Source organism: Paenibacillus sp. KS-LC4 (assembly GCF_036894955.1).
GTDB lineage: Bacteria > Bacillota > Bacilli > Paenibacillales > Paenibacillaceae > Pristimantibacillus.
On sequence record NZ_CP145905.1, the window covers coordinates 5,539,298 to 5,552,236 of the forward strand.

Annotated in this window: 11 protein-coding genes; all 11 read right to left on the minus strand. The window is 44.0% G+C overall.

Annotated elements, in window-relative coordinates; all coding sequences use genetic code 11:
• Positions 1–3 precede the first annotated feature (3 nt).
• From V5J77_RS23380 to V5J77_RS23430, 11 genes are read right to left on the minus strand one after another with little or no spacing between them, the layout of a single operon-like run.
• Positions 4–1,305: a type III PLP-dependent enzyme gene (locus V5J77_RS23380; protein ID WP_338553234.1), complete on the minus strand. Its 1,302-nt coding sequence runs from the start codon at positions 1,303–1,305 to the stop codon at positions 4–6.
• Positions 1,302–2,585, minus strand: a complete 1,284-nt coding sequence (locus tag V5J77_RS23385; protein ID WP_338553235.1) for an ATP-grasp domain-containing protein — start codon at positions 2,583–2,585, stop codon at positions 1,302–1,304. Before V5J77_RS23385 ends, V5J77_RS23380 begins: the two co-directional genes overlap by 4 nt.
• Complete coding sequence (locus V5J77_RS23390; protein WP_338553236.1) at positions 2,582–2,842, minus strand: acyl carrier protein; 261 nt, start codon at positions 2,840–2,842, stop codon at positions 2,582–2,584. The genes V5J77_RS23385 and V5J77_RS23390 overlap by 4 nt, the downstream gene beginning before the upstream one ends.
• Before the next feature lie 27 nt (positions 2,843–2,869).
• Complete coding sequence (locus tag V5J77_RS23395; RefSeq protein WP_338553237.1) at positions 2,870–3,796, minus strand: BtrH N-terminal domain-containing protein; 927 nt, start codon at positions 3,794–3,796, stop codon at positions 2,870–2,872.
• A 16-nt stretch (positions 3,797–3,812) separates the two neighbouring features.
• Complete coding sequence (locus V5J77_RS23400) at positions 3,813–4,202, minus strand: gamma-glutamylcyclotransferase (protein WP_338553238.1); 390 nt, start codon at positions 4,200–4,202, stop codon at positions 3,813–3,815.
• 12 nt (positions 4,203–4,214) lie between these two features.
• Entirely contained in the window at positions 4,215–4,913 is a 699-nt protein-coding gene (locus tag V5J77_RS23405) for an SDR family oxidoreductase (RefSeq protein WP_338553239.1), read from the minus strand.
• A gap of 19 nt (positions 4,914–4,932) precedes the next feature.
• On the minus strand, positions 4,933–5,988 hold the full coding sequence (locus V5J77_RS23410) for a zinc-binding alcohol dehydrogenase (RefSeq protein ID WP_338553240.1): 1,056 nt from the start codon (positions 5,986–5,988) through the stop codon (positions 4,933–4,935).
• A 20-nt stretch (positions 5,989–6,008) separates the two neighbouring features.
• Complete coding sequence (locus V5J77_RS23415) at positions 6,009–6,818, minus strand: PIG-L family deacetylase (protein ID WP_338553241.1); 810 nt, start codon at positions 6,816–6,818, stop codon at positions 6,009–6,011.
• Positions 6,796–7,917: a 2-deoxy-scyllo-inosose synthase gene (locus V5J77_RS23420; RefSeq protein WP_338553242.1), complete on the minus strand. Its 1,122-nt coding sequence runs from the start codon at positions 7,915–7,917 to the stop codon at positions 6,796–6,798. Before V5J77_RS23420 ends, V5J77_RS23415 begins: the two co-directional genes overlap by 23 nt.
• Position 7,918: 1 nt before the next feature.
• Entirely contained in the window at positions 7,919–9,220 is a 1,302-nt protein-coding gene (locus V5J77_RS23425) for an aminotransferase class III-fold pyridoxal phosphate-dependent enzyme (RefSeq protein WP_338553243.1), read from the minus strand.
• A gap of 33 nt (positions 9,221–9,253) precedes the next feature.
• Positions 9,254–12,931, minus strand: a complete 3,678-nt coding sequence (locus V5J77_RS23430; protein ID WP_338553244.1) for a hypothetical protein — start codon at positions 12,929–12,931, stop codon at positions 9,254–9,256.
• Positions 12,932–12,939 lie beyond the last annotated feature (8 nt).

Consider the following 12,939-nt stretch of genomic DNA (forward strand, 5'->3'; position numbering starts at 1 on the left):
TGATCATTCCCCCAAAATTGGATTTACAATTTGATCAGAGAATACTTGGTTTACCAATAAATCCTCCGAATCGCCTCTCCTGCGAATAATGCGGCATTGTCCGCGATGGTTCAGCAGTTCTGCCGGACTAGGATGTCCTAGAAACTGAATCGGACTGTAGCTGAGACCGTAAGCACCCGAATTTAAGACGTATACGATATCCCCTGCCTGCAATACGGGAACATTTATGCCTTTCCCGATACAATCTTCAGGCGTACACAACGGACCTACAATGGAGGCTTTTTCAAGTGTAGCTTCTTCCTGGCTCGCCTCGCCGCTCACCTTGCTTATAAAGCCGAGCGGAAAATTATTACGAATATTTCTTCCTCGAAACGTTGAGGCCGCATGATGATGCATCCCCCCGTCAACAATGATGAATCGTTCTCCCTTGGACAGCTTGCTGTATAGTACGCGGGTTACATAAATAGCCGATTGCGCCAGCAAATATCGTCCACTCTCAATAATAAATACGGTATCTTTAAAATTAGTTTTTCTAGCATCCTGAACAATCGCATTAATGCGAGCCGCCAGCTCAGCAGCATTCAAAGGTACTTCATGAGGAAAATACGGAATACCAAAGCCCCCGCCAAGATTCACCATTCTACATATGTAGCCGTACTGCTCATATATTTTCACAGCCAAACCGACGGTATATCGAACTGACTCGACAATCGCATCATGATTTAAATTTTGGGTCCCCCCATAAACATGGATGCCAGCGAAAATAATTGACTGACTCGCCTGAATGACACACATCGCCTCTTCAAGCATAGATTCGTCTATCCCGAATTGCCTAGGAGCGCCGCCCATCTTAATGGCGGTGTTCGCCATACTTTTGTCCGGATTAATACGAATTGCGACGGAGACTTCCTTATTGGCATACTCCACAATCGTTTTAATGGCCCGCAGCTCGTCTGCCGACTCTGCGATAATGCAGCCAATTCCTACCTGAACTGCATATTCGAGTTCGCTCTTCTTTTTTCCTGGACCAGAGAAGATCATTTGGCCAGTTGTAAAACCCGCCTTATTTGCAAGCACAATTTCACCGACAGAAGCCACTTCAACTCCTGTTCCCCAGCTTTGGAACAAACTGGCCAGGTACACATTATTGTTTGACTTCAATGAGAGATAGAACGATATAGACGGATCAAACATCTCCCTAATCGTGCGGTAATGAGATTCGAGAAAATCACCATCATACAAATAAAACGGTGTCTCGTGCATGTCAGCCAAACGGAAAACCTCATCATGGTTAATATTCATCATACTGACTCTCGCTCAAGCTCTTGGCTTTTGGATAACTCACTCTGCAGCTTGTCTATCGCTTGCATCGTGTTATCGAAGTTCAATTCGTCATTTTCGTTAACCATTAGAAGTATGAATATTTTATATAGATATTTGCGAGTACCCGGCGATTTACAAAAATTATATACGACAATGTCACCGTTATTTTGTTCGGCGATATCTTGTATACGATGCAAAAATTGGTCAAACGACAGATTAAGTGCAGAATTAAATACAAGAATTTTGCTCTGGACGCGATTTCCAATACTCATCCGACTCTGAACAAAGGGAAATATATAGGAAACTTGAGTCAATCTCGCATTAATTTCAATCACGGGATAAATAACACCGTTCTGTCCAATAATGGAATCGACCCCCGCAACGCCAGCATATCCGCACTGCTGCAAAATCCGTCCGACTTGCAGCACCGCTTCGCTATAAGTCGAAGCTTCCTCCTCCGTAAGGAAGGGAGTGAAATTAGTTCCCTTATAGACTCCGTAACTATCAATGACCTGTTCTGTAATCGCTAGCAACTGTACTTCACGCTCGTTAATAAGCAATTGTGCAGTTAAGCTGATTTTATGCGGATGCCATCCTTCCAAAAGAATTTCGAAGTTTTTATGCCTATTGCCGATATATTTCGCCAATTGTTGAAAACTTGTGGAATTATCGACTATCTTGAGCCCTTTACCAGATGAGCCATGGGGAACTTTAAGCACGCATTTCGAATAGCCAATGCTTATAAGTCGGTCGTAGCTGTCGATTAATTCAGCTGTGCTGCTGCAAAAATCTCCTTCTGTGACATTAATTCCGTGCTGTTCCATCAATCTTCTCGTTTCAAACTTGTTATTTATTTTTTTGCATAGCTCATAATCCGGCCCAATTACTTTCAAGCCGGGACATTGATATTGCAGCTGCCGAATCTCATCCGTCATAACAAACGGCACCAGCGTATAGCTGGCTAGATTAGGTACTTGTGATACTGATTCGCAAGATATAATGGAAGGAAGACTGCCGAGAATAGCTCTGCAATATTCCAAAAACGACGAATCTGGTTTTCTACGAAAAAATACAGTATCGCGCGAATCAGCTAAAAAAATGAGCTGATGCTCTTGCTGTGTTACTATAGCTCGCGCCTGTATATCCTGGACATTGGGAAAATAATCGCTTGTGTTCCAACGCTGCTCATCTTCGATGTTCATGTACCAAAGCATACGTTCCCCCTGAGAGTAGTAGAACTTCAAAGGGTGCACCACAATCATCTCCCTCCTTTTTTCTCAGCGATGATGGCGTCGATTTGGGTGATGGTTGAAAAGTAATCGACAACCAAATCATCATTCTCGAAGATGATGTCAAACTCGTTCTCCAATGCCACAATTAAATTGACGGTAGTAATTGAATCCAATCCTAGCATGCTGAGATCCGTATCATATCCAGGCTCTTCATTAAGCTCCAACACTTGTTTGACACATGACAAAATTGTCGAATAGCGTTCTTCCTGCTGCATTGACATTGACATAGCTCTTCCTCCTATACATGTAGCAGTCTACAAATAATGCTGCTTCAACTTGAGAATTGTGTCTTGTTCCAACCAAGCTAGCCTGTTAAGTTTACGCTTAAAATCATCCCAGTCCATTCTGCCGACAAGCACGAAGCGTCGGATGATCGTTACGATTTGCTTGGCTAGGAGGTGACACTCCACAATTCGGTCGATTTCATCTTCGCGATACTTGGTGTATGAAAGAAACTGGCCAAATACATACCGGGAAGCTCCTATTAATCCGAAGCATTGGTCTACAGCCTCCCATTGTCGCTTGCTATAAGCCGTTCCGTCGTTCAGTACGGATTCATATAAAATTCCATTGTCCTCAAACCGCTTTAACCATTCTACGAACAAACGCAGCGTCTCCGTATCCTCAGCGCAATGCTCTGCATTGAAGTCAAGCTCTAGCACAGTCCTCATCGAATGAGGCAAACTGTCAAATGCGTCTTGAATATGCTTCGCCTCGAGATATCCATAGAGGCCATCCCAGTCCTGAACATAGAACGAAGAGAATCGCTCGTCATACTGCGTACACATCAGGGAATGAGTGGAGTGGATGTTTTGGAAGGCTTTCTGGCGGTAAGGGAGATAGAACTCGTCGCCCCAAAGGAAGACGGGTTCACCCTTTCCCCGCTGCAGCCGATTGCTTAAGTACATGGCAGCTTCGGTAAAGCAGTTGAACTGTCGGCGCCGGGGAATAACCCCTAGTCGAATCAAATCCTTATCGGACAATGATGGTTCGATATATTTCCATCTACTCTTGCCTTCGATGATAATCTGCTTGAAAACCTCTTCCGTGCTTTGATATGAGTTATAGAATAAAGGTACAATTCTGACCTGATGACAGTGTAGATAAGCAAGAATTTGAGATTTTCTGCAGTCGTAAAACTTCTCATCGGAACGTGTAATGTGCAAGTTTCGTTGTTCCATTATTAGGTTCTCCTCATTAGGAAAACCGTTCTCTGCGTTCATTGTATTGCATCCAATCAGAAAATCTTGGATGGAAATAATCCTCGCAGTTATAGATATAGGTCCATGCGCTCATTGTAGCTTGTTCCGTACGAACATCCACCTCAACACGGTTATACAGATTTGTGCTAACATCCGGCCCGAAGTACTCCTCGAGTTTATCAATTCTAGCGAGCGTTTCTTCAGAAACGTCATATAACTCTCCAAAAACCATCCCATCTTCCAGCAGCATACCTGGAAAACCTTTTCCACTGTCCACGAGAGTTCCTTTGACTACTGTATGAAGTGAGAGAAGCAACGCTCCATTCATATAATGGTGATTGTTCCCCCCTTTGCGTAATGTTCCGTACACAAACAATCTTGGCATCCTGCTCCCCCTCTAGTACTTCATCTTCATGCCTGAAATGTCGACAAAATTATCATCAAAATCAGCTTCGTCCAGCGATTGTATAAGATTGAATAATTGGTTAGAAGCCTCTAGCGGGTGTAAAGGTGCTTCTTCACCTCCCATATCCGTTCTCATCCACCCCGGATGAATAGCAAGCACTTTGAAGTTACGTGGCTTAAGCTCTCTTGCAAGCAATCTGCTGAACATATTGAGCGCTGCTTTTGACATGCAATATCCGTAATACTTTAACGGAATGTCCGATAGGCTTCCGGCTTCCGAGCTAATATTAATAATTATTTTATAGGCGCTGTCTTCCATAAGAGGCACTATTCCCTGTACGACTGACACTGGGCCAAGCAGATTCGTTTTGATCGTTGTTTCCAAATCATGGATGTCAACGTCCTGTATTTTCTTGCAGCGCATTCCTTCCCGGGCCGCATTATTAATTAAGATATCAATGAATGGCAGCGTCTCCTTAATTAAGCGGCAAGCCTCTTTTACCGACAACGGATCGCTCGCATCCATTTGTACAATGATTAACGAATCATTAAAGTCTGCTTTGAGCTTGCGTAATTCATCGGATTGCGATAAACCGCGTACACTTGCGACAACACAATGTCCCTTCTGCAAAAAAAATATTGTTAGGCTAAGCCCAAAGCCACGATTGGCGCCTGTGACAAATACATTCATGACAGCCTCGGCCTCCTGATCATCCGTAAGTTAATAGAACCTGTAGAATATTTTCAGAATTACGGTCGATCATTTCATAAGCGGAAGGGGCATCCTCGAACGGAATCCGATGCGTTATCAGGTTATGCAGTTTCAGCTCTGAGAGCAATTGCTTCCCTATCTCACTTTTTCTTTTATCGTCGTACATATGTCGAATTGAAGGGTCCGTGCCGAGCGTCTGTGAAGCACGAATCGCAATTCTGTTCTGATGGAACTCTTCACCTAGATTGAGGATGCTGTTCCCACCCTGATACCAGCCTACGGCAGTAACCGTAGTATCTGGCGCCGCCATTCGGATTGCTTCGTTTAAAGCGGCAGGGTTTCCTGAAACCTCAATTACAGCATCGGCCCCTCGGTTATTCGTAAGCCTTCTGATTTCCCCCGCAGCGTTGGATATCGAGCGAGGATTAATACATACGTCAATTCCATTCTCCTTGGCGATACGCAACCTGTGATCGTGCAAATCGATCCCGATAACAAGCGAGGCACCCGAGCGCTTCACAAGCTGTGAGATGAGTTGGCCCACAACGCCCAAACCGGATACTACAACTGTATCGCCGACCTTAATTCTAGTATCAAGAATCGCATTATATGCCGTAACCAAGTTGGTGTAAAATACGCAATGTTCAGGCGGTATGTTATCCGGCACTTTAAATATCTTTTTGTAATTTTTGTTGACAATCGACTGATGAGGGCCATGTGAAAAAACAAGATCGCCGACTTTAAAACCTTCCACTTTTGAGCCTAAATCAATAATAGTACCAACATTGGAATACCCCATAAACCAAGCTTCGTCATCGCAGCTTCGAATGGGGTATCGAAGGCGATTACGCTCTTCGATATCGTAAAATAATCGGGTTTCAGGGTCTAAATCTCTCGTAAAGTACGGTGCCGTCCCACGGTACGCCCCCATTTCGGTCCCGTGGCTGATTCCGGAATATAAGCTTTGAATACGACACTGATAATCTTTCAGAGCAATGCTCTCAATTGACTCTACTTTTAACGATCGTGGTCCATAATAGGTTAGTACTTTCATAATTAAATGCTCCTTCCCAATTACAACGAATGAAATAAACGAATTAGTTCGGTATCCGTTTTTCTTACCCAAAAAACCTCAATTCCGTCGTTCAACATACTGTTTTGAATTTCATCCGTTTCATTCACGTTAAACAATCCCAATAATTGAGACCTATACTCCATAATAGCCATAGCCTTTAGCTGAGCCAGTTCCTTCACGTGAATATTGATCCGAATCCAATCGCGCTCCGAAAATGGTTGATCCTCTTTCCAATAAGGAACCTCAGCATAAAATAGAACACAATACCCAGCAGCCGCTAACTGCTTCCCCACCTTAATCAGTATGCGATGATCGACATGATTCGAGATTGCCGGAAACACCCATCTATAAGCATAATTCTGGTCGGTGGTTTGAACATATTTTAAAAATTCAGCACACACATTGGCTTCATCCTCAACATGCGGCGCCCCAAAAAGCTCGTCCTCTGTTGCGTAAAAGCAAGAGCCTTCACTTTCGCGGTATATCGCATCCGGAATATCCATTGTCTTAACGCAGCTTATTCCAATCCTCTCCATAGCACGTGCGTCTTCCGCCCTGCGTATAGAAAGTAGCTCCAAACAATGTCCTATGGATACCGACTCGCATGTCAGTCCCAAATCCTCAACAACATAATCAATTGCGACCTGACTAGGAACATAGCTATCCGCAGGTCCCCCACCATAAACGGTATTCACTGTGCATGCATACTTTCTATCTAGCAGCTTCATAATAGTTGCTGCACAAGACAGTACCACATCATCATAATGAGGAGAAACAAATATGAACTTATCGGCGTTCAACCAGCTCATAACCGATTCCCTCACACAAAACTTCGTATATCAACGATTGATTAACAGCCGTGATCAGAGAATCGTTTTTCATCCATGGAACACCAGCACCTTTCAGCAGCACCATTCCCAGTTGATCTCGGCCCATACTCAGGTATCCTCGTTTGTTGTCATTCAACTGGTAGTGCAGGATCGCATCAGCGTTAACCGCTGGTTCAATGTCCTGCAGCACGCCAATTTTTTGCAGCAATTCGTAATGCAGCTCTACGTCTCGCTGAGAGAGCAACTCCATTCGGTTCGCAATTTTGGCCGCATAGATCATCCCTGCAGCAATTGCTTCCCCATGCAGCAGTCTCCCCTTTTCTGCCAGTTCCAGTGCATGACCGATCGTATGACCATACTCAAAAATGAGCCCGCGTTTCTTTTCGAAGACATCCTCGCACAAGAGTGTCATTTTCGCTTCGATGCAATATTCAATAAAACGTTCGATTTCTTCAGGAGTATACTTGTTGTCTGGTCGCAAGAGCTGAACAATTTCATTCATACCGCCAACCAACAAATTTTTTATTAATTCACACATTCCAGCCCTGATGTGACGCTGTGGGGCCCGAGACAAAACAGCCGTATCTGCCAAAACTAAACGAGGCGTATAATAAAACCCTACTAGATTTTTTCCACCTTTCAGGTTAACGGCTTGTTTGATGGAAAGCACCGAATCTGAGGCCGCAAGAAAGGTCGTCGGATAATGAATTAATGCAATACCGCGAAATAAGAGGCCTGCCAACACACCTGCTATATTGCCAGTAAGCCCGCCCCCTACCGCAACAATCGCGCTTCTGCGGTCAGCTCCCAGGCCAATGATTTCCTCTGCCGCCTGATTAACGGCATCTAACGACTTATGCTGCTCTCCATCTGCCACTCGGATAGTATGCGTCGGCGCAATCACCCCAAATGCATCAACCGCTCTAGCAATGATATCGTTAGGTACACCTTTATCCGCTATAATGAAGAAATTCCCGTACTCGCTCTTATCGATATATTGACTAAGAGAGAGCAATATGTTTTCGCCGAATATATAGTCAAACTGCCTTTCTCCAAATCTAATTTTTTTATTTATCATTTCATTCACCTGTTATCTTAGTAAGTATCTTTAGTTGTTCTGCATACGGTAAAATATCCGATGCGCCGTCAATCATATTCCATGCCGCTTGAAACGTTTGCTCTGCGGACACTTTTACATGCTGTAAGTGGGAATGCTTGTCCGTTAGACGATCGATCACATTGGCGAATCGTCCCGCAATTATCTGCTGAACATGCTCGTCCATACTTAAAGAAATTGATTGATTATCTCCTTCGAACAGTAGAATGCCTTGCTCAACGGATTCCCGATAAAAATCCTGCTCCAGCTTTTCATCCCCGAACACAAACTGGAATAAGGGTCCACCGTTTACCTCAATCGGGAGCAAGGACTGTCCGATCAGCTCACGTAAAATACCAATCAGGCTTTGGCTGTAGACATTTAATTTCTCGTAACCTGATTTTAGCTCCATCTGCTCCAGTGTCGCGAGGGAGGAAACAATCGGCAACATTTGGTAGTAAGCAGTGTATGTGTACTCCTTCGTTTGCTCCATGATGCCATCAGGCCCGACTATGCACGATAGCCGCTGACCGTTAGACAAGCCTTTAGAAAAAATATAAAGATCAGCCTTTTGATCCGTAACAAGCTCTAGCGAAGCGCCTTGGCGATGTCTGTATCCTTGCTTCACATCATCGCAACATATGAGTACTTGATGCATCCTGCAAATCTCGATCAGCTTTGTTATCGTTGCAGCAGATAAGTAGGTATAATCAGGCGAGAAAATAACCAGGGCAACCTGTCCCTTATATTTCGTCAGCACTTCATCAAGCAGTTGGGGAACAAAATAGAACTCCACGACACCTTCATCGTTGGCTGTCAGCCATTCTCCACTCGACCGCCACATGGGATCCCAACCGTGATAACCTGCGCTCACAATGATTTTTTTACCCGTCGCTGCTCGTGCTGCGCATACTGCCGCCCTGCAAGCCGCAGTACCCGTTGTAAAAAATGATACCTTTGAATCTGGTAAAGCAAGATCGGTCTTTATTCTTTTCGCCAACTCGATAATCGGCAACGAAGGTCCCGTCACGATTTCGCCATTCTGCTCTAGAAACGTATGAATGGCCGAGGTAACAGCTTGATCGTTATGACCAAGAACGATGGAGCCTTTGCCATTGACCAAATCAATATAATCTTTCCCGTTATAATCATATAAAAATGAACCCTTGCCCTTGGCAAACAGAAGTCTGGACTCCTGTTTATGATCTACCGGTGAGTCGATATACGTACCGATCACTCCCAGAAGCACCTCGGCGTTCATCTCAACTTTACTATCAGCATTCATGAGACAGAACCTCCAGTTCAATATTTTAAGTTGTCACCCTTTTAAAGGGAAATCGCTATATAGAACTTCCATCAAAATATTGTATCGAAGCTTATGCTGCGCCATGTTGGCAATAATCCGTTCCTCTTGTTCCTGCCCTCTGCCATAAGGAATATATTGAACATCATCCAAAATAACCTTTAATAACTCCTGCTGAATGCGATGGGCATGGGCATGCAGTAAGTACTGTTTAGCCCTCTTAAATTTTTTGCCTTCCTTCACTAATCGTTCAGCCAGTACCTCGACCGATTCGGTCCGATCTATATAAACATGCGGACAGTAATGAAGCATTTTATCGACCAAAATCTTCTTGACGCTGTCTTTCAGCCCTTTATGAATTTCATAAACCTGTATAGACACATCCTTGCGTCTAAATAAGTTTTTACATAGCAGATCCAATACATTTGGCTTATCGATCACGAGCTGCAAATGGTCCGTCGTCGCTTTCGGCCAAACAGCCGAAAGCAGCAATGAAATAAATGTTGCTTTCTCGTATTGCGAAAACCACTCTGAATAGCACTCTAAGCTTGAGAGATGTGGCTCAATATTTGAGAGTTCGCTCATGCACACTTGGAATCCCCCACGATACAGCCGAAGCAGATCATCTCGCAAAGTCGGAGAAATACAAATATTCGTTAAGATAGAAGACAACGCGAACAGATGCACATTAACGAATTGTTTGGAATCATCATATTGCACTCGGTACTCCGCCAGCTTATTGAATATATCGCCCCATTCGGAATCGTTAAAACGGCTCTCAAGACCGTCAACCATTTCATTCGACGTGTGTGAAAAATCATAGGAGCTATCTAGCATGAATCTCATAATCTCAAAAATCCGTTTAAAATCAGCCTGGGACATTTTCCCTTTATCCTGCTTCTCAATAGAGATATAGCAGGTCCAGGTGCCGACGACTTTCTCATATCGGGCCGCAAATTTATACTTTTCGAACCATGTGTTAAACTTCTCTATGAATTTGGTGAATGCGATCAAGCGGCCCACTTCCTCATCCTCTACGGAAGGTGGCTCGCTGAATTCCACGAGGACAAGATTGGAATAGAACGTAAAACCTGCTTTATGTGTACACATCGATAGCTCTATTTCAAAAAAGTCCTTTTGAGATCTTAAAAGGCGGTTTTCCTGTTCAGAGAACGTATTCGCAAAACCGACCATTTCCTTCAAAAATGCTGGTTGTAGTTTTCCAGTTGATGCAGGTGCGAGTGATAGTGACCATTGATGCAGCACGTTATGCAACTGATGCGGGTTTTTAATCGAAATTTGCCTCATGTCGTCAACATCCATCGCATCCTGCAGCCTCGTTTTCCAGTGAATTTCCTCCAAAAAGAAATCTTGATGCTCATGCTGCCGATTTTGTTGATCCTTCAGCCAGGCGTAGAACGTTTGAAGCACCTTGCTTTGGTTATCAAACTCTTTAATAAACGACAACCATAACATGAGCAGCTTCAGGTATCCCTGGTAAAGCGCAGCAGTATGACTTTCACAAAGCTGCAGCAACAATTGCTTCGCCGTGTGATCGAAAAGCTCAACAGCAATTTGAAATAACGAACTATTCAGATCGGCAAGGGAATCATATTTATTGATTTCACTGCACAGCTCTTGAAAGACTTTTGTAAACGCCTCAAATTTATAAAGATTGTCCAGATTATAATAGGATAAGAACAACTCCGCATTCAGTACGGAATATTCGTTGTACAACTCCAGTAATAGCCTGTTAGTGAACGACTCGTTCATAAATCTGCACAGCTGTCCAGCATTCAAGTAAATATCCTTGCACAATCTATTGAGCACAGGCAGGTCGGTCGCTTCTATTTCCGCAACAATACGATAAAATTGATTGAGCAGCCAGCTTATCTCCTCACCGTTATAGATGGGGAGGGACTGTACGTGCTGATAATAGTCATACAGACGATCTAGACGCTGCGCACCTGCATACGGCTGGCACGATGAAATATCGGTTTGAAGGCGATTTATCAGTAACGGAAGGCTGCTGCTGTTGCGATAGTCTGTAAGCAGCCCTTTCATGCGAAGCAGCTTCCAGTATATATAAGCCTCTGCACCTTTCTTGCTTTCCGCACCGAATTTTAACGGATAGGTTTCAAGGAATGGATCCTTTTGCAAGCCTGACGAATGCATCTGTGCTTTCAAATAATCATTCGCTTCTTGAGGAGCGAGATGCTTCAGAAGATAACCTGCGTTCAGCATTCTTCCGTAAATGGTTGGCGAATACCACTCTGTAGTCCCGTACATAAAGAACCGATGGGAAGGATAGATGCTATTTTGCACCAACCGCTCACGCGTCTGTTCGTCAATATAAGAGCGATCTAGTATATCCTTAAAACCGTCATGAACAGCATTAATGTTCCCAGATTCGAAATCCTGATTATCTTCCATTGATTGAATAACGAGGCATTGATCAGGAAGTGTGATCAGTTCCCGTTCCGTAAACACTAGCTTCTCAACAATACGACCGTTGTAAAACCAGCATTGCCTGGTAAACGGATCAACAATCACGTATTCGAATGATTCGGGAATCGCAGAGGGCGCAAGCCTAAACACCGGGATTCCTATTTGACTAAACATGATTCCAGCATGCTCGGTTCGAGAGCCGATCTCAACAAAAACTGCAGTGAACTCCTGCTTATTTTCATTTGTGGAATAGGTAATATATATATTCCAAGCATCATTTAGCGTAACAGCTTTAATATATTTTCCGGGAGACGGAAGCTTACCATGGACGATAACCTCATTGGCAGTCAAAAGAACCGCTGCTGCACCATGCTTCAATTGATCTCGTGATTCGTTAGTTAAGGAGTAGACGCTTTGCAGCATTCTATAGTTGGCTGCGGGTCGTGCCTGCACCAAATATAATCGGGAGATATTGATCTCCTGAAATGTGCTGCCTTGCCACAGATTGAGCTCTTGATCCGGCAAAATATAATGAACACTATTAAAGGTTTGCACGTGCTGGGTTGAAAACAATTGGAAACCGCATGCGAGCTGACCAGAAATTCGATTCCCATTTCGTTCTGTCAAGCTAGTCATGGATACGATTCCACATTCGGTGTCTGCTACCCACTCGCAATCTAGCGGCACTCCATCTATCTCAGAATGGATTTTTTCCATGATACTCAACACCTTCTGCACATCGGAACGGCTTAAATAAGGCGTTGCGAGATGTTCAGGTTGTTCGCAGCTGTCGGACTGAATCAACGGCTGAATGAATATAGGAATCGGAGAAGCGGCTACTTCCATCGTTCTTTCAAACAATGCGCTTTGACTGAGAGCCCGCTCCGTACGTCCACTTAACATGACCTGCGAGAGCACCTCGAAAAAGTGGTTTGGGTCATCGCAGACCAAGCTTAAATATGCGCCTGCATTCGTATAATCCAGCTTGTCTTCGTCCCCTGAGCTTCTGACTATCCAAGGCATCGGTCCGCAAACCTCCGTTACTTCGTCAAGCATAGAAGGACGAATCCAGCGAATATAGGCCGCCAAATTCATTTCAGCGGTATTGTTATCTCCTTCATAAACTTCCTGCCATCTTTGTGCTAGTACTACATCAATTGGATAAGTCGCAGGAATTAGGTCGGAGATTGACGAGTTTTCCTTGAATTTTAACAATCTATCGCACTTCTCACCAAATCGGCTCATGCTGTGCC

Coding starts and splice junctions, on each gene's coding strand:
- V5J77_RS23400 (WP_338553238.1), bottom strand. CDS start 4,202: ATGCCAAGATTGTTTGTGTACGGAACATTACGCAAAGGGGGGAACAAT.
- V5J77_RS23405 (WP_338553239.1), bottom strand. CDS start 4,913: ATGAATGTATTTGTCACAGGCGCCAATCGTGGCTTTGGGCTTAGCCTA.
- V5J77_RS23380 (WP_338553234.1), bottom strand. CDS start 1,305: ATGATGAATATTAACCATGATGAGGTTTTCCGTTTGGCTGACATGCAC.
- V5J77_RS23430 (WP_338553244.1), bottom strand. CDS start 12,931: ATGAGCCGATTTGGTGAGAAGTGCGATAGATTGTTAAAATTCAAGGAA.
- V5J77_RS23390 (WP_338553236.1), bottom strand. CDS start 2,842: ATGTCAATGTCAATGCAGCAGGAAGAACGCTATTCGACAATTTTGTCA.
- V5J77_RS23395 (WP_338553237.1), bottom strand. CDS start 3,796: ATGGAACAACGAAACTTGCACATTACACGTTCCGATGAGAAGTTTTAC.
- V5J77_RS23415 (WP_338553241.1), bottom strand. CDS start 6,818: ATGAGCTGGTTGAACGCCGATAAGTTCATATTTGTTTCTCCTCATTAT.
- V5J77_RS23425 (WP_338553243.1), bottom strand. CDS start 9,220: ATGAATGCTGATAGTAAAGTTGAGATGAACGCCGAGGTGCTTCTGGGA.
- V5J77_RS23410 (WP_338553240.1), bottom strand. CDS start 5,988: ATGAAAGTACTAACCTATTATGGACCACGATCGTTAAAAGTAGAGTCA.
- V5J77_RS23420 (WP_338553242.1), bottom strand. CDS start 7,917: ATGATAAATAAAAAAATTAGATTTGGAGAAAGGCAGTTTGACTATATA.
- V5J77_RS23385 (WP_338553235.1), bottom strand. CDS start 2,585: ATGATTGTGGTGCACCCTTTGAAGTTCTACTACTCTCAGGGGGAACGT.